General features: G+C 32.0%; 21 protein-coding genes and 2 pseudogenes. 7 read left to right on the forward strand and 16 right to left on the reverse strand.

What is annotated here, in order from left to right:
• Positions 1–63 precede the first annotated feature (63 nt).
• The 7 genes from B5P42_RS19800 to yqeK form a co-directional block, all read right to left on the reverse strand.
• Positions 64–543: an SRPBCC family protein gene (locus B5P42_RS19800; RefSeq protein ID WP_002127512.1), complete on the reverse strand. Its 480-nt coding sequence runs from the start codon at positions 541–543 to the stop codon at positions 64–66.
• Positions 544–982: 439 nt separating this feature from the next.
• On the reverse strand, positions 983–1,546 hold the full coding sequence (locus B5P42_RS19805) for a class I SAM-dependent methyltransferase (RefSeq protein ID WP_033728073.1): 564 nt from the start codon (positions 1,544–1,546) through the stop codon (positions 983–985).
• A 192-nt stretch (positions 1,547–1,738) separates the two neighbouring features.
• On the reverse strand, positions 1,739–2,587 hold the full coding sequence (locus tag B5P42_RS19810; protein WP_113735010.1) for a GNAT family N-acetyltransferase: 849 nt from the start codon (positions 2,585–2,587) through the stop codon (positions 1,739–1,741).
• A 27-nt stretch (positions 2,588–2,614) separates the two neighbouring features.
• Positions 2,615–3,355: a class I SAM-dependent methyltransferase gene (locus B5P42_RS19815; RefSeq protein ID WP_113735011.1), complete on the reverse strand. Its 741-nt coding sequence runs from the start codon at positions 3,353–3,355 to the stop codon at positions 2,615–2,617.
• A 48-nt stretch (positions 3,356–3,403) separates the two neighbouring features.
• Positions 3,404–4,114, reverse strand: a complete 711-nt coding sequence (gene mtnN / locus B5P42_RS19820) for a 5'-methylthioadenosine/S-adenosylhomocysteine nucleosidase (protein ID WP_044440808.1) — start codon at positions 4,112–4,114, stop codon at positions 3,404–3,406.
• Positions 4,115–4,138: 24 nt separating this feature from the next.
• Positions 4,139–4,813, reverse strand: a complete 675-nt coding sequence (locus B5P42_RS19825; protein WP_113735012.1) for a DUF3885 domain-containing protein — start codon at positions 4,811–4,813, stop codon at positions 4,139–4,141.
• 13 nt (positions 4,814–4,826) lie between these two features.
• Positions 4,827–5,435 (reverse strand): bis(5'-nucleosyl)-tetraphosphatase (symmetrical) YqeK, encoded by a 609-nt coding sequence (gene yqeK / locus B5P42_RS19830; RefSeq protein WP_113735013.1) that lies wholly within the window; start codon positions 5,433–5,435, stop codon positions 4,827–4,829.
• 197 nt (positions 5,436–5,632) lie between these two features.
• Here yqeK and B5P42_RS19835 point away from each other — a divergent pair, with 197 nt between their 5' ends.
• From B5P42_RS19835 to B5P42_RS19845, 3 genes are all read left to right on the forward strand, one after another.
• Positions 5,633–6,328 (forward strand): response regulator transcription factor, encoded by a 696-nt coding sequence (locus B5P42_RS19835; protein ID WP_002016575.1) that lies wholly within the window; start codon positions 5,633–5,635, stop codon positions 6,326–6,328.
• The gene (locus tag B5P42_RS19840; RefSeq protein ID WP_002085430.1) at positions 6,318–7,475 is read left to right on the forward strand and encodes a sensor histidine kinase; all 1,158 of its coding nucleotides are present in this window, start codon (positions 6,318–6,320) and stop codon (positions 7,473–7,475) included. The genes B5P42_RS19835 and B5P42_RS19840 overlap by 11 nt, the downstream gene beginning before the upstream one ends.
• A 181-nt stretch (positions 7,476–7,656) precedes the next feature.
• A complete protein-coding gene (locus B5P42_RS19845; RefSeq protein ID WP_113735014.1) occupies positions 7,657–8,673 on the forward strand; it encodes a D-alanyl-D-alanine carboxypeptidase family protein in 1,017 nt (338 codons plus the stop codon).
• Positions 8,674–8,730: 57 nt separating this feature from the next.
• Here the strand turns inward: B5P42_RS19845 and B5P42_RS19850 are convergent.
• The 4 genes and pseudogenes from B5P42_RS19850 to B5P42_RS19865 all read right to left on the reverse strand — a co-directional run.
• Positions 8,731–8,964, reverse strand: a pseudogene (locus B5P42_RS19850) (DinB family protein); the annotation flags it as partial.
• Between the two features lie 20 nt (positions 8,965–8,984).
• Complete coding sequence (locus B5P42_RS19855) at positions 8,985–9,545, reverse strand: nucleoside/nucleotide kinase family protein (RefSeq protein ID WP_002168334.1); 561 nt, start codon at positions 9,543–9,545, stop codon at positions 8,985–8,987.
• A 49-nt stretch (positions 9,546–9,594) separates the two neighbouring features.
• Positions 9,595–10,107: a GNAT family N-acetyltransferase gene (locus tag B5P42_RS19860; RefSeq protein WP_113735016.1), complete on the reverse strand. Its 513-nt coding sequence runs from the start codon at positions 10,105–10,107 to the stop codon at positions 9,595–9,597.
• Between the two features lie 124 nt (positions 10,108–10,231).
• Positions 10,232–10,588, reverse strand: coding sequence for a hypothetical protein (locus B5P42_RS19865; protein WP_107888196.1), 357 nt, complete (start codon positions 10,586–10,588; stop codon positions 10,232–10,234).
• Positions 10,589–11,049: 461 nt separating this feature from the next.
• Here B5P42_RS19865 and B5P42_RS19870 point away from each other — a divergent pair, with 461 nt between their 5' ends.
• Entirely contained in the window at positions 11,050–11,352 is a 303-nt protein-coding gene (locus B5P42_RS19870; RefSeq protein WP_172798757.1) for a hypothetical protein, read from the forward strand.
• Positions 11,353–11,459: 107 nt separating this feature from the next.
• Here B5P42_RS19870 and B5P42_RS19875 read toward each other — a convergent pair whose 3' ends face one another.
• Entirely contained in the window at positions 11,460–11,840 is a 381-nt protein-coding gene (locus tag B5P42_RS19875; RefSeq protein WP_002127497.1) for a hypothetical protein, read from the reverse strand.
• A gap of 166 nt (positions 11,841–12,006) precedes the next feature.
• Entirely contained in the window at positions 12,007–12,180 is a 174-nt protein-coding gene (locus B5P42_RS32075) for a hypothetical protein (protein WP_181458814.1), read from the reverse strand.
• 328 nt (positions 12,181–12,508) lie between these two features.
• On the opposite strand from B5P42_RS32075, the gene B5P42_RS19880 reads away from it, so the two are divergent.
• Both B5P42_RS19880 and B5P42_RS32815 read left to right on the forward strand, forming a co-directional pair.
• On the forward strand, positions 12,509–12,877 hold the full coding sequence (locus B5P42_RS19880) for an FtsB family cell division protein (RefSeq protein WP_113735017.1): 369 nt from the start codon (positions 12,509–12,511) through the stop codon (positions 12,875–12,877).
• 198 nt (positions 12,878–13,075) lie between these two features.
• Positions 13,076–13,132, forward strand: a pseudogene (locus B5P42_RS32815) (exosporium leader peptide-containing protein); the annotation flags it as partial.
• 17 nt (positions 13,133–13,149) lie between these two features.
• Here the strand turns inward: B5P42_RS32815 and B5P42_RS32820 are convergent.
• Both B5P42_RS32820 and B5P42_RS32825 read right to left on the reverse strand, forming a co-directional pair.
• The gene (locus tag B5P42_RS32820; protein WP_258397512.1) at positions 13,150–13,398 is read right to left on the reverse strand and encodes a hypothetical protein; all 249 of its coding nucleotides are present in this window, start codon (positions 13,396–13,398) and stop codon (positions 13,150–13,152) included.
• A 45-nt stretch (positions 13,399–13,443) separates the two neighbouring features.
• On the reverse strand, positions 13,444–13,659 hold the full coding sequence (locus tag B5P42_RS32825; protein ID WP_002085442.1) for a hypothetical protein: 216 nt from the start codon (positions 13,657–13,659) through the stop codon (positions 13,444–13,446).
• Between the two features lie 317 nt (positions 13,660–13,976).
• On the opposite strand from B5P42_RS32825, the gene B5P42_RS19890 reads away from it, so the two are divergent.
• Positions 13,977–14,174, forward strand: coding sequence for a hypothetical protein (locus B5P42_RS19890; protein WP_044440827.1), 198 nt, complete (start codon positions 13,977–13,979; stop codon positions 14,172–14,174).
• Between the two features lie 442 nt (positions 14,175–14,616).
• Here the strand turns inward: B5P42_RS19890 and B5P42_RS19895 are convergent, their stop codons facing one another.
• A complete protein-coding gene (locus B5P42_RS19895; protein ID WP_044440829.1) occupies positions 14,617–16,557 on the reverse strand; it encodes an AMP-binding protein in 1,941 nt (646 codons plus the stop codon).
• Positions 16,558–16,567 lie beyond the last annotated feature (10 nt).

Below are 16,567 nucleotides of genomic sequence, written 5' to 3' on the forward strand. Positions count from 1 at the left end.
ATTTTTCCACAAAATCATTTTTACAATATAATAATTACATAATGAATATTACCTATTATACAATTATCCTCTCACTTCTTGAATCTTATCCTTGTATTTTTCGAACCATTGTTGCCATTCGTTTTTAGAAAATTCCTTCTCTTCCTCTTCTAAAACTGAAGAAAAAAGGTCAAGACAAATATGCCAACCAGCTATATCTTTTGGTGTATGATCAGTTAATTCATGAATGTATTCTTTAAGTAGTAAAAGAGAACCATTTTCCTCTTTATGTATTTCAAATCTGACACGATCTTTATCCCATGTGAATTCAAGTACTGAATTTAGTTGGCACTCTAAAATATCAATATTTAAAAATGAACCATCCATCATGTCAAACTTTATAATTCCACCTGTTTTAAGGTTTTCAATCTGTAAATTAGACATCCATTTTTTAAGCTTGCTGTTTTCAGTTAAAACAGACCAAACTTCCTCTATTGTATTGGGAAATTGGCGTTCAAATTTTATAATATAGCCATCAGTTTGTTTCTCTATTTGAGCTAACATATTTATTTCCTCCTACTCTTGTACAGAATGTATGTTCTTGTTTTATTTTACACGAATTTATGTATAAAAGAAATCTCTATGGCAATGAAATATTAATTTAATGTGTGAATGGTATCTTGAACATTGATTGATTTATTATACTCCATGTGTTTATTACAATAGGCGTACCTCAACATTTCCGCAAAAAAATTCAACATGAGAAAACGTTGATTTATTTACTTTATATGATATTTCCATTAAATATTTAAAAGCAATTTCCTTTAAGATAAATGGTGTTAATAAGAGCTAATATAGTATTCAAATCAAGTTATGTAATGTTCAAAATCACTTATTATGTATGTCTAATTCCTTGCTAAACGTAGGTTTACAAAACAAATAAAAAAAGCCGCATTTGCGACTCATGAACTGATAGAACTAACACCTATTTTAGGTGAATGACTTACCTTTTAATCGCGTCAACAATTAGCGATGGAAAACCAAGTTTATCGCCTCTATTTCTAGAATCATACCTTTTCGAACGGAAAATAACGCCGTCATTCGCATCCCATTCTGTGTAATAAAATTGACCATTTTCATCACAATATTCAAGTAAAACTACCTCAAATCCAGCAATTTCAAACATTTTCGTTAATGTTTTATAATTATGTACGATTTTATGGCTTGCAGCTGGGTGGTCTTTCGGGCCAGGGCCGCCTATTTGAACTATATTTTGGTAGGTTTCATCTCGGAAAAATGCATCAGGCACTCCGCACCGAATATGACCTGATGGCTTTAAAAATTTATAACAAATTTCAGCTGCTTTTACACCTTCTTCAAAAGTAAGATGTTCCCATACATGCTCTGCTAAAATAGCTGAAATGGAATTGTATTCAAATCTTTCTTCCCAAGTGGTATTGTCTAGTAAATTAAGTTCATCTTCTTGCGTTTGAACCCAACCTGGATTATTATTAAATACTCCAGCTCCGACTACTACTTTAATTTCGTCTTGCTTAATTGCCATCACTTTCACCTCATAAATCTTTTAATGTATTAATATATTCTATGTTTACTATACATTTTCCTTTTTCAACTAAAGTGCCAGTTAGCTCAATAAGATAGGTAACAAAACTTCTGTTGTTTTTACTTATCCTCCCACATACAGCAAAAACGTTTATAGTGCAAAATAAAAAGCGAAAAGAATAGTTCCTTCCGCTTTTTATAGCAATAAATACATTTCATATTGTGCTAAAGAATTCTTTTCAAATCCAGATTTCTTTAAAAACCCTTTCAGTAAATTGTTGTTTGGAAACCCAATTGATAAACTTGATAACTTTAATTCTTCACTTGCTACCTGTAATAATTTCGTCCCAACACCAATATTTCTATAATCTTTGTCTATGAAAATAAAACTAATTTTACCTTGTTCATTTACACATACAGAACCTTTTATATCACTATCAACATATGCACCGTAAAATGTATGATTTGTTTTTTCGATATAATCAATATCATTTTGCCAATTTATATGGAAGTTTAACCATTTCTGAATTTCAACTTTAAATGTTGGGAATTCTAATTGTTTTACTTCAATATTTTTATTACCTTTATTCATTATTTCAGTTAAATCATTTAAATTATAATAAGAAAGTTCATATACTTTTTCATAACCAAATTTATTATAAAAATTAATCGCTCGGTCATTACCTACAATTACTTCAAGAAAAAGTTGCTTGCATCCATTTTGAATTGCTTCTTCTTTATGCAGTTCAAATAACTTTTGACTTACACCAATGCCGCGATAATCCGGATGAACAGCTAAAGTTCCGCAGCGCATTGTTTTTATACTTTCATAAACCTTTATACCACCAAGTATTACACCAACAGATTTGTCATCATCTAAAGCAAGAAAGGAGTGTTCTAGCGAATTCCCTTCTGGCCCAAAAAATCTTTTTATAAAATCTTCTTTTGAAACTTCCATTTTAATGATGTAATCTGAAAATCCATCCTTAAAAGCTTTATACACTAAATCTATACTTACTTCACTACATCTTTTGTATTGAATCATATAAGTATAATCCCCCGCTTTGACTTGTTATAAACTGCATTCAAATACATGAAATGAATTCCCTTCACCATATCCATCTTTTATTTCATGAACAACAATTTGACTAAACCCATTAGTAATAGGTATATTTTCAAATTCTTTTAAATCATATAGTCTTATAGGAAAATCCATAATCTCAGTTTCTTTTATTTTCTCATCATGAATGATTTCATATTTCAGTATAATATTTAGAAGTTCTTGCGCCTTATCATATGAAACTTTTCTATACTCCACAATTAATTCATTGTTAATTTCTTTTCTATTTGTCTCTATCCAATCTGAAATTTGTTCTATTTCACTTCCACCTTGTACAACTGTAAGAAGTAATTTTCCATTTTCCTTTAAGTTGTTTTTCATATTTTGAAGACTATTGTCTACTAAATTATTTGGTAAAAGTGAAAATGAACCGATAGGAATCATAATAAGATCGTATTTTTTATCACTATGATATTCTTCTATTCTTCCTTGTGATACAACCGGTTTTAAGTTTAATTTTTCTGCTTTATCTTTACAAACTTTAAGCATATCTTTCGAAATATCGAACCCTTCTATATTCACACCATTTTGCATAAAGGGAATTAACATTCTACCATTTCCGCACATTGGTTCTAACACATGTATATTTTTATCTTTTGCAAAAGAAAGATAAAAATCCAATTCTTTTCCACTCGCAATTGATTTATCACTTTCATATATCTTTGTACAAAGTTCTCCATAATACGTATGCAATTATAATTCACCTCTTAATTTGAAATGAGTGGGATATTCCCCCTCTTGTTATCTATTGTTAACTACAGTAATCTCATAAACACGTAAAAAAGTAATTAAATGCTCACATGCTCGTTCACATGCTAACATTTTAAAAACCTTTTGTTCTTCTTTCGTTTTGTCATTCGCTTGATCTGAGGCAGCTTTTAAACATAGAAATGGTTTTTTATTTACATGACATACATAAGCAAATGCTGCCACTTCTTGATCAACGGCTAAAGCACCGTATACAGTATGCAGTAAATATCTCATTTCTGAACTTCGAATACGTTGATCTCCAGATAGAAATGTACCAAAATGGACCGGGTCATACGAACGCAATTTCTTCATCCGTTTTACAAGTGATTTAGTTGTTTCAATGGGTGCTGTTCTACCATCATATAGATTGAAACTATCTTCGCCTGAACCAGCCGCAGTAACATCATGCTGCAAAGTATTAAGAGCTACAACGATGTGTCCATTTTTCACCTTATCTGATAAACTCCCGCAAATCCCTGTCATAAATAACTGATCTGGCTGGAATTCACTTATTAATAGTTGTACACAACTAGCACAACTTACTTTACCGACACCAGTTACAACTGAAATAACTTCTAATTCATTAATAGAATGAAAATGAAATTCCCAAGCTGCTATTTTTTCTACACGCTCACTTGGATAATGTTGATGCAAATACGTAAGCTCTGGTTCCCATGCAGATACAATTGCGATCCTTTTCATTACACACTTCACTTCCTCCTATTTTCATGTAAATAAGTCATCTATACTCTCTCGTTCATATTCTTGTATCCACTCTTTATACTTCTCATATAAATCCCGTATCTTTTCTTTATTCTTCGCAATTACTTCACATCCTCTATCATCGTAAATAAACATGATAATATCCTTTGTTACATTTATAAAAAATACATCTGGATATGAAATTTCTTTTTTTCGTCCTAAGCGTGGACGTAGGTCAGGGAAATCCTCATGATTAACAGCTTCAATAAGCGGTTCATATTTAATATCTTCTGCAAAACATTGTAAAGAAAATTGATATGTACAATATAAGTCAGCTTCTTCATCTTCAAATAGAAAAGGGAATGTTTCTTGTCTTATATGAAACTTTAAATCCCTCTTTTTAATAAACCTATTGTATACATTTATTTTCTGCGCATTTTTTATATTTTCCTGTTTAAATCGATAAACATTTGTGACTAAAAAGACGGTATCTTCTTTTGAAAATATATCTTTAAATAGACTTTTATTATACCTATATAGTTGTGTGAAATATTCCATATTATACGTGTTACCATCTTCTTTGAATTGATATTTATCTTTCCCAAAATCAAAATGAAGATGATTTTCCCACTGAGAGTATATGTACGGTACTAGCGTAACTCCTGGAAATGTTTGATTCATATATTCTTTAAATTGCATTTTTATACCCTTTCTACTCTACAATTTCTTTTAAATACCAATATGCTTCTTCTAACCACGGGTGTATGACTTTTAATGTATCTTTTCTTTCCCACAAATATGAAATATATACAAAAGCAGCATGTTCTAAAGAATTTCCTAAAGCTTTTTTTACATTTATTAAATATGGAGGTGTCCCTATTTGATCCCATTCTAATTTATCAGCAATAAATAATACTAAATCCATCTTCGTTGCATATTTATGCAAAGTAGTGTGGCAACTGATTGCATTTAAAACTTCTTCATCCTCTATTTTGAATATCTCTTTTGCAATTACACTCGATAATTTTTGATGAATAATCATTGGAAACTCTCGTTCTTCTTGTAATATTTCTATGCCAAATTCTTCAGCAACTGCAATCCGCTCCTCATTCGGAAAGATTGCACTAATATCATGTAAACACCCTGCAATCGCTGCTTTTTCTTCATCTTCATAAAATATTTCCGCAATTTTTCTCGCCTCATTTGCCACGCGAATTGAATGTTTATATGTAAATTCTTTATTGTATTTTAATAGAAAAGCTTTAATATCATTTTCTATTTTTCCAGTTGGAGTAAATGAATATATATCATTATATAACATAGCAAGCCCCCCTTATAACTAACTTTCAATATAATGTGAAATTTAAATCTCCTTCTTATTTTGTATTCGTTATAATTGTATTAATTCCTTTTTAATACGATACATGAAATTTTATGTAGAAACATTACTACAAAATACATAAATGTTTGATATTATAGTAATGTTGATTAATTGTAAGGAAAGGAACTAACTATAAAATGAATAAAAACATATTAATTATTGATGATGATAAAGATATTGTAGAATTACTGGCTGTTTATTTACGAAATGAAGGCTATAACATTTATAAAGCTTATGATGGTGATGAAGCATTACAAATGATATGTACATATGAAGTTGACCTTATGCTTTTAGATATTATGATGCCAAAACGAAACGGATTGGAAGTTTGTCAAGAAGTGCGTGAAAATAATACTGTACCTATCCTTATGCTTAGTGCAAAGGCTGAAGATATGGATAAAATTTTAGGACTTATGACCGGTGCAGATGATTATATGATTAAACCGTTTAATCCACTAGAATTAGTGGCTAGAGTGAAAGCTTTATTACGAAGATCCTCTTTCCAAAATGCTACTTCCCAAAAGAATGAAGATGGTATTATTCGTATTCGTTCTGTTGAAATACATAAACATAATCATACTGTTAAAGTAAATGGAGAATATATTAAACTCACCTCTATCGAATTTGATATTTTATATTTACTAGCGAGTAATACTGGAAGAGTATTTAGCTCTGAAGAGATATTCGAACGAGTTTGGAATGAAGACGGTTATGGTTCTAATAAAACGGTAATGGTCCATATTAGTAATTTACGCGATAAACTTGAAACCGTAATGAATGGTGAAAAACTAATTCATACGGTTTGGGGAGTAGGATATAAAATTGAGAAATGAAGCATTTGATATATTAAAAGATATACCAAAGTGGAAGCTTATTTTTTGGCTTTTATTAGCTATCACTCTTACACCAATTACCGAATTAATTATATTTCGCCTCGTAACGAGTGTAATTGAGAGTTCACTTACTCTAAGCGAACTAGGAAAAGAATTCATTAGAATTTTTGGCCATGAAAAATATATTGGATTAAAAGAGTCTTTATGGATGATGATTGTATCTTATTTGTTTTTATTTTCTATTTTCTCATCCTATTTATACATTTTTTATCGTCATGAAAGAAAGGTTTACTATGAAACTTGTATAAAAAAAATGATTGAAGAGATTCGGTATATTGCAAGTGGAAACTTTAATCATAAAGTTTCCATCGTACACCATAATTATTTAGAAGAACTGGCAACTGGGGTCAATCAAATTATTGAGCAATTAAAAGTATCAATTGATGAAGAAAGACAGGCAGAACAAGCAAAAAGCGAACTTATTACAAATGTATCACATGACTTACGAACCCCTCTTACATCTATAGTTGGATACGTAAATTTAATCCATCATGATAATTATAGAGATGAAGTAGAATTACGATACTATATTCAAGTCATTTACGATAAAGTAACTCGTCTTAATGCATTAATGAATGACTTGTTTGAATATACACGCGTTCAAAATAAAGAGTTAAGTTTATATTCTGCTCCCATTGATATTGTAGAATTGCTTGGACAATTAACTGTCCAATTTCGGATACAGCTTCAAGAAGCTAATATTGAATGTCGCCCTTCTTTCCCATCTCAAAAGCTAATGGTACTAGCTGATGGGGATAAATTAGTACGTGTGTTTGAAAATCTAATCATAAACGCTATTACTTATGGAAATGATGGAGATCATATTGATATTACCGCTTACGAAAGCAATAACATGATTACAATTGATATAACAAATTACGGACAACCTATCCCTAGTACTGATTTACCTCATATTTTTGAACGTTTTTATCGTGTTGAAAAATCACGTTCAACAAACACTGGTGGATCTGGGCTCGGATTAGCAATTGCAAAAAGTATTGTTGAATTGCATAAAGGAACAATTGAAGTATATAGCGATGATAAAAAAACAACTTTCACTGTAAAATTACTCCCTTATAAAGCTTAATACCACATATTTATAGGTTCAATTTTTTATCATATAAGAAATTGAACCTTTTATATTCCATCAATATCCAAAATTTAATAATCTTTTATAATTCTTTAGAAATTCTTTACCTTTTCTTTCTTCCTAATTAAGCATTCCTTTTTACAATAATATTATTGATGTAATAGTAGGAGGATCGCTAATGCAATTCTTGAAAAAAATAACAGTTTTATTATTATCTTTTCTTATTACTGCACTTATCGTTTTATATTTTTATCTTTATGTAAATGGTCCAATTATTCAAGCTAAATCAGCTATTTTAATAGATACTAATTCTGGTGAGATTGTTTATAAAAAAAATGAAGAAACTCCTATACAATCAGCTACTTTATCTAAATTAATGACAGAGTATATCGCACTGGAACAACTGAATGAAGGAAAAATACAGTTAGATGAATTAGTAAAAATAAGTAACGAAGTTTTCCGAGCAGAAACGAGTCCTATACAAGTAACTTCGAAAGATAAAACGACGGTTCGTGATTTACTTCATGCATTGTTTTTGACAGGGAATAATCGTTCCGCACTTGCCCTTGCAGAACACATTGCTGGAAACGAAGATAACTTTACACTTTTAATGAATGACAAAGCAAAACAACTAAAGTTATCACAACCATCCCCGTTTCTAAATGCTACTGGAATTAATAACGATATGAATAAACAATCAACTACAACATCGATAGACGTCGCTAAACTAGCAACACAATTAGTAAAAGACTTTCCAGATGTATTGAATGTTACGAAACTAACCTCTTACCAATTTACCTTCAAAAATTCAAAAGTTTTCAATACAAATAAAATGATATATTCCCTTAATAAAAACATTAAACTCCAAGGTATTGACGGCTTACAAACTAGTTTTTCAACTAATGGTAATTATAGTTTTGTCAGTACAGCCACACGAGGAGATACTAGACTTATTTCAGTAATATTAGACGCCGGTGATGAAAACAGTACTTTTATTGAAACAAAAAAGTTACTTCAGTACGGTTTTGATCCTTCCTCGTACTCTGCACTCCAAGCTTTTAAAGATGCTGTTACATCTTGGACAATATTGTTTCAGTTTAAAAATTTAATCATACAAACGATTATGATCTTTTTCATCATTACAATCCTAATGTTTTTATATATACGTCAAAAAAAAGCCGAGGATTTTAACTAAAAATTCTCTTTAATATAAAAACCGACTTGCAATACAAATGCAAGTCGGCCTCTAAATCTACAATCCTCTTCCAATTAAATTCGCTGAAACGGGCTGAAGATTTAATTCTCTTGCCCATATTGATAGCTGACCTATATGATGAATTTCATGTACAATTACATGCCTTAAAACTTCACCGTATTTATATGATTTATCTGTCCATGAAGCTTTCAATATTTTTGATTCGAAGTCGCCAGACCATAACTGCAAAAAGTTATCTAATTCTCGTCTATATAAATCAGATAATGACTTGTACATATCGTTTTATACATTTAACCATTCACAATCACTTCTCTTCGATTAAGTTCCTCTATTATTTGATCAATTATTTCACTTATAGATAAAGATCCATCCAATACAATATCCGAATTCGGCTTAACAGTATGAATTGCCTCTAAATAAGCTTTTCTCGCATGTGTCATGTAATGTTTCAAATTATTATGTATTTCACTCATTGTATCTTCTTTAAAATCTCTCAAAATTCTTCTAGCCATCGCAATATCTAAAGGTGTATCGATAAATATAGTTACATCAATGAATTGTCCCACTTCTCTATTTAAGTATGCAAAAGGATAATCTACAATAATATAATCTAAACTACTATCTTGTATAGAACGCTGAATATCATTCATTAGCGGTGTAAGTACCCATTCATCGTAATTAGCTCCATCATCAATCCATTTGCAAATATCAACCGGACAGTTATCAAATTTATATCTATCAAAATATAGAGCCTTTGAGTTTTTCAACTCATGAGCTAAACTTTCTGTAATGGTAGTTTTACCGCCCCCTGAAACAGCTGCAATTGAAATTATTTTTGTTTTTTTATTCACGATTCCCACCAAACCCCTTTTGTTAACATAATATAATTATAAAACACTATTATTTATTTTTCCATTCATATTCTAACATACTCATTTCCCATAAATTCCAATACGTTTCTCCTACTCTTTTTGACTCTCTTAATAAACCTTCTTTTACAAAACCTATTTTTTCGTAACAAGAAATAGCTGACTTATTAAAGTCATAAACACCAAGAGTTACTCTATGTAGTTTTAATTCATCAAAAGCAATACGAAGTACGGCTTTCATCATATGTTTCCCTATAGAACGCCCTCTCATTTTCGTATTACCAACTAGCACTTTTCCAATTCTAGCAGACTTATTTATATTATCTATTTGTCCAAGAGAAATATGACCAATAACTGCTTTAGTCTCTTCATCCATTATTTTGAATGCCAGTGTGTTTGCACATTCTGTATATTTCTCTAATTGCTGTTCATTTAAAGGATATGTGAATGCATTTCCCGACCATTGTATTAAAAATTCTTCGGAATTAATCCAATTTATTAATTGTTTGAAATCAGTTCTTGTAAATTGTTTCAGCTTGATCACTCTCATTCTCCTTTCACACAACCTTTTATACACCTTCAAATTTATTTCTATATGAAAAATATATTCCCTTTTAAACAAAATAAAAAGCCATTCATAAGAATGGCTTAGCATCAATAAAGCATAATTAATCTTTATTTGCTACGTCAACACCGTTAAAATCAAACTCATCAGTAACAGTTGTAGCAGGTGGTAAAATTGCTTCAATTTTACAAAGAGATATAATTGCTGCAACTGAACCAGGAATAGCAGCTAGCTTAACAACATCGCAAGTTACCGAAGAAACAGTACCTATATAAGTACGTTCTTCAGTGTTAATTCGCACTGTTTTATTAATTAATTTTTTAAGCTCATCTCTAATTCCTTGTACACAAGAGCTGTCACATTTTTCATTCTTTTCCTTTTTACACTCTTCAAAAATGTCCCAACAATCATCATGCTTACACGTACATTTCTTTCTACAATTATTAAATCGAGAACCCAAAACCTCACCCCCTAATCCTTTCTACTAGTAAAGTATGTCCAATAGCTTAAAAGTGTACGAGACAAAAGCATAGAAACAAAAAAACAAACACTTGTACTAAACCTTCTTATTTATACTTTTAATAAGCCGGCTCCTTGAATAGGGACCACCTTTTCCTATTACTTCACATATACATAGGCTTTGTTCGCAGTGATATGGTGTATTTTTCCTTTACCATTGTGAAATATACATTCAAAAAAGCGTACTCCAAAATAAGATATTATTTAAAATCTTAACGTTTCCTTCAACAAGTGTTTGTTGATTAATATCATAACCAGTAGTTCTCTCAACTATCTCCTGAAAATTAGCATAGTTTGTATGAATTCTATATCTAGTAGAAAGCACTCTATCATATAAAGGTAAAATAATAGGTTAATAAACAAGCCATTCTTTTACTAAAACATAGAATAGTATGAATCCTATTGAAGGGAGGTATAAAAGAATGTCCTGGAAAAATGATTGCTGGCGTTCTAAGAAAAAGCATTGTTGTGATGACTGGTGGAAATCTAAAGAAAAGAATCATTGTGATGATGATTGGAGTTCTAAGGAAAAGCATTGTAATGATGATTGGTGGAAATCTAAAGAAAAGAATCATTGTGATGATGATTGGAGTTCTAAACGAAATAAGTGTCGTTGTAAATGTTTCTTTATTTGTTGTCATTGTAAAAGAAAAAATTGGTAATATTTTCAATATCGACTTAAAAGAGAGAACATGTCTTTTGTGACCGATAAATACTAGAATGTAATATACAAAAAGCTGACTAAGTATAGTCAGCTTTTTGTCAATGAACACGTAGAGATTTATTTTAATATAGTTCTTATTAGAAAAGGATTATTTTATATAGATTACTATAAGCATCCATAAAGCCAAGGCGCCAATGATAGCGAGCGCTATACGTGTAGATAGTACCCTTAATTCAAAGTCTGTTTTCTTGGAGGGTTCAGGATATGCAATTATGTAGATTCCCTTTAATAATGCAAGCCATGCAATAACCGTTAGGAACCCCTGCCAATTGAATACCCATACATTATGTAGGATTACACTACCTAACCCTAGGAAAATCGATAGAAAACCATACATAATACCAAATCCTCTGTCTTCAACCACTAATTTTTTCAATTCACGTAGTACCGATGGACGTACGAAAAGTATTCCCGATACGATAACCGTTATCCATCCCCAAAACAATCCTAAAAAAGTACTAGTTTCCATTATTAGTTCACTCCCCTCAATTATTTATATTTCAGATATTCCCCCCTTTAGAACAATTCCAACATCTTTATATATAGGCTAAATTCTGCTCTTTTTTAATACAAACATGGCATATTCTATGCCCATCCTTAATCACCTCATTTCTCTACAAAATGAAATTTTTATATCATTCATCATCATCATCATCTATCCGAATCAACCGAAGTCGCTTTGTACTATTACCGCACACTTTTTCATAGCTTGGAGCTAACATGCACCAACGCCAATATAATGATTTATTCGCCTTTTCACTAACCTCTAAAATTATCCTCTCTGTAATAAAATGATCACCTTGATACAATGTATACTCGCTTGTCCCATGGAATCATCATTATTCCCCTCCCTATTAAAATAGCGTTTTTGTTTCAAATAATGCTCTCATTAATTTGGACGCATTTACCAGTATATTTACCAAAAAATTCATGATATCTTTAACTAGTCGAGTACGTCATTACTTGACGATTACCCTTAGGAGCCCCGCAGACAATCGGGGTTCCTTTTATTAAATAAGGATTTTGTTTAAACTTTACAAAACTCACCTATATTAAACTATCTTCTAAAATTCCCATTGAACATTTATAATACTTTTAAACGGTTTAAATTCTACAATCAGTAATGGAGGCATTTTAATGGGAAACATCCCAAAAATATCATCACAACAATCAAATCCTAAGATACCCTCACAGCAAGTGAACGCTAACACCAAACAAGGTAATAATAAAAAAACAAGACGCCGTATTATAACTACTTTAGCTTTTATATTACCTATAATTTTTGTCCTTCAATATTCTCTTAATAACCAGCAAGAAATGATTAAAGAGAAACAAATCACGGTTAATACGGAGCAACAAAAATTATCTTCTTTAAAGAAGGATGGTCATTCCCTTAAAAATGATGTTAAGGCTTTAGCAGGTAGTGAAGAAGAAATTTTAAAATTCGCAAGGAAACTGTATGGATTTTCCAAACCGAATGAAACTATATTTCAAATAACTGAATAAAATTACACTGCATTACCCAAAAAGGCGATTTGACGATAATCGCCTTTTTATATTTAATTTCTAAAATAAACATACTAATTTCTTTTTCTATCAAATAACTATTTTGTTTAATTTATTAAAATACAACCGCTTGTCCATTTCACATTGCTCTATCATTACATTTACTATTAGTAATACGATTTTTAGAGGTGATAAATAATGGACGAGTTTTTATATTTTGCTGCACTTAATCCGGGTTCTATTGGACCTACACTTCCACCTGTTCAACCCTTTCAATTCCCTACTGGTCCCACCGGTTCTACAGGAGCTACTGGCTCAACCGGATCAACTGGTTCTACCGGACCAACTGGACCAACTGGACCAACCGGATCAACCGGATCAACTGGTTCTACCGGACCAACCGGATCAACCGGACCAACCGGATCTACCGGATCTACCGGACCAACTGGACCAACTGGACCAACTGGATTTAATCTTCCTGCTGGGCCTGCCTCTATTACCTTGACTTCTAACGAAACCACAGCATGTGTATCCACTCAAGGAAATAATACTTTATTTTTTTCGGGTCAAGTATTAGTAAACGGTAGTCCTACTCCAGGAGTAGTGGTCAGTTTTTCATTCAGTAACCCTTCTCTTGCTTTCATGGTTCCTCTTGCGGTCATTACCAATGCTTCAGGTAACTTTACCGCTGTATTTCTAGCCGCTAATGGGCCTGGAACAGTAACCGTTACTGCTTCACTTCTTGATTCTCCTGGAACAATGGCTAGCGTCACTATTACCATTGTGAATTGTCCATAATGGTTTTATTTTTAAGGACTAAGCAATATCTAATAAGATGAGCACTGATTTACAGTGCTCTTTTTTATCATTGGGATGTTCCTTTCAAATAAAATTTCGTAACACCCTACTAAAATAACGCTTTTATTAAGAACTAATGATCTTTATATTTCTTAAGCTTGTCATCACAAGTAATTTTTATAATTAGTTAAATTCTCAATATAGTTTATGTATATAATTCCATTCAAAGATACATAATACCCACATAACTATTTAAAAGCACTTCGTTTTTATATCTAAGTTCAAAAAGGAGCTACATAACATGGATAAAAAAGATTTATTAAGTCAGCAACTTGATCATGTGTCATCAGATGCGCTGAATACTCCTAGTAAGGCCCAAGAGCAAATGCAAGAAACATCTCAGGAGGCACATGATTCAAACAAAAAGGACAGTACTCAAGCTTTACATGGCGAAGATTTACCAATTTCAGATGTATATAGAACAACGAACAAACAGTAAATTTAAAAGGGAAAAATCTTAAGAACGAGTGAACTTAATTCTTTTCCCTTTTCCTATTTAAATAACACTTTTATATGAAACCCGTACACATTTTTGACACATCCACTATCACAATCTCCTGAAAATTCGTGATAATATTAATTTGTCGGATACGCCAAATTTCGACATTGAACGACAATGATATCTCCCTTATTGAATCCCTGTCCCCCAGGGATTTCTCCTTTTATTCATTACTTTTTTCTTCACTAAATTTTCATTCTTAACAAAATTCAATCACTCCATTGAATAGACAGCCATAGTATCCTATTTTGATAAAAACTAAAAACAAACAGATATACTTAACACTAATAGTAGATTTTTTAACTTCAAATTTACTTTTTCTCTCTTATCTTTTTGTAAACATTAAAAATGAGCTCTATGTAAATAGAGCTCATTCGTAATTTTATAGTTTGCTAGACTGTAACCCCTGAATAAACGGAACTACTTCAGGATTTACAAGTGACGATAAATCTCCTAACTCTTTTCCTAAGTAAGCTGCTTTAATAACACGTCGCATTACTTTAGAATTTCGTGTTTTTGGTAAATCTTCTACAACGTGGATGTCTTTTGGACATAAAGCTTTACCAATATGAGAGTTTACTAAACTCATTAATTCTTTCTTTAATTCTCCTGAGAATGTTACACCATCTCGTAATACAACAAAACAATGACAAACTTCTCCTTTTACATCATCCGGTACACCAACTGCCGCTGCTTCTATTACCTCATTATGTTTCACAAGAATAGATTCATATTCAGCAGGCCCAATACGTTTCCCTGCAATATTTAGCGTATCGTCTGAACGTCCTGTGATGATGTATTGCTCACCGTCATAAATAACCCAGTCCCCATGGACCCATTTATTTTCAAAGCGTGACCAATATGTGTTTACATAACGTTCATCATCTTCCCAGAAACTTTTCGTCATACCTACCCAAGGTTTTTCTAAACATAATTCTCCGACTTCATCTCGAATTGGTTTACCTTGATCATCAAGTACAACCGCTGCCATTCCTGGTAAAGATGCGTTAAAACTAATCGGTGCGATCGGCTTAATTAGGACATTCCCGAAAATCCCACCTGAAATTTCAGTTCCACCTGAATAGTTACAAATTGGTACTTTACCTTTACCAACTGTATTAAATAACCACATCCATGGGTCTGGATTCCAAGGTTCTCCTGTTGATGCGAATACTTCTAAACTCTTTAACGAGTGTTTATTTACATATTCATCACCTTTTGCCATTAATGCACGGATTAACGTTGGTGAAATACCGAGATGAGTAATTTCATATTTATCGACTGTCTCCCATAAGCGGTCTGCTTCTGGAAAGTCTGGGACACCTTCATACATAACCATTGTTGCGCCATTAATTAAAGAGCCGAATAGTAAAAATGGTCCCATCATCCAGCCCATATCAGTTACCCATAATACTCGGTCGCCTTGTTTTATATTCATTCCAAATCCTGCATCAAATGCAGATTTTAGCGGGAAACCAGCATGTGTGTGTACTGTCCCCTTCGGCTTACCAGTCGTTCCAGATGTATATATAAGCATTAATGGATCATCACTGTTCATTTCTTCAGCATGTATAAATGGTTTTTCTTTTTCTAACGTACTCCATGAAAAATCATAATTATGCGGTGTAAAATCATTTCCTGCATGACGAACAATTACCACCTTTTCAACAGTTGGACAATGTTCACAAGCTTTATCTACTTCATCTTTTAATGAAACAATTTTCCCACGGCGTGAAAAGCCATCTGCGGTAATAACCATTTTTGAACCAGCTGCTTGTACACGTGTCATTACTGCATCAGCAGCAAAACCTGAGAATATTGGTGAAATAATCGCTCCAATTTTCATTACCGCTAACATAGCAACAACTGTTTCAGGAATCATTGGCATGTAAATTGTTACACGATCACCTTTTTCAATACCAGCATGTTTCAAACCGTTGGCAACACGGCTTACCCAGCTGTCAAGCTCTTCATATGTAAATGATTTCGAAGTTCCGTTTTCCCCTTCATACATAAGTGCTGCTTGTGTTTTCGTTTTATCGTCTGCAAGCCAGCGAGATAAAGCAGATTCTACAACGTTACAAGTTCCCTCAGTATACCACTGTGCAAACGGTGTACCATTTTCTAAATCTAACACTTCTGTATATGGTTTCATCCACTGATAGCCAACTGCTCTCTCAGCTTCTCCCCAAAACCAAGCTGTTTCTTCAATTGACTTATTATAAAAAGCTTCGTAATCTTCATAGCCTAATGATTTCATCCAACCAAATAAACGCGTTTTTTCTTTATATTCTTCTGTTGGAAACCAAACTGCTTGTTTCATGTTTTCCCCT

It is taken from the genome of Bacillus sp. SRB_331 (genome assembly GCF_003264175.1).
In the GTDB taxonomy this organism is placed as follows: domain Bacteria; phylum Bacillota; class Bacilli; order Bacillales; family Bacillaceae_G; genus Bacillus_A; species Bacillus_A mycoides.

Coding starts and splice junctions, on each gene's coding strand:
- B5P42_RS19800 (WP_002127512.1), bottom strand. CDS start 543: ATGTTAGCTCAAATAGAGAAACAAACTGATGGCTATATTATAAAATTT.
- B5P42_RS19810 (WP_113735010.1), bottom strand. CDS start 2,587: ATGATTCAATACAAAAGATGTAGTGAAGTAAGTATAGATTTAGTGTAT.
- mtnN (WP_044440808.1), bottom strand. CDS start 4,114: ATGAAAAGGATCGCAATTGTATCTGCATGGGAACCAGAGCTTACGTAT.
- B5P42_RS19825 (WP_113735012.1), bottom strand. CDS start 4,813: ATGCAATTTAAAGAATATATGAATCAAACATTTCCAGGAGTTACGCTA.
- yqeK (WP_113735013.1), bottom strand. CDS start 5,435: ATGTTATATAATGATATATATTCATTTACTCCAACTGGAAAAATAGAA.
- B5P42_RS19835 (WP_002016575.1), top strand. CDS start 5,633: ATGAATAAAAACATATTAATTATTGATGATGATAAAGATATTGTAGAA.
- B5P42_RS19845 (WP_113735014.1), top strand. CDS start 7,657: ATGCAATTCTTGAAAAAAATAACAGTTTTATTATTATCTTTTCTTATT.
- B5P42_RS19875 (WP_002127497.1), bottom strand. CDS start 11,840: ATGGAAACTAGTACTTTTTTAGGATTGTTTTGGGGATGGATAACGGTT.
- B5P42_RS19880 (WP_113735017.1), top strand. CDS start 12,509: ATGGGAAACATCCCAAAAATATCATCACAACAATCAAATCCTAAGATA.
- B5P42_RS32825 (WP_002085442.1), bottom strand. CDS start 13,659: ATGGTAATAGTGACGCTAGCCATTGTTCCAGGAGAATCAAGAAGTGAA.
- B5P42_RS19890 (WP_044440827.1), top strand. CDS start 13,977: ATGGATAAAAAAGATTTATTAAGTCAGCAACTTGATCATGTGTCATCA.
- B5P42_RS19895 (WP_044440829.1), bottom strand. CDS start 16,557: ATGAAACAAGCAGTTTGGTTTCCAACAGAAGAATATAAAGAAAAAACG.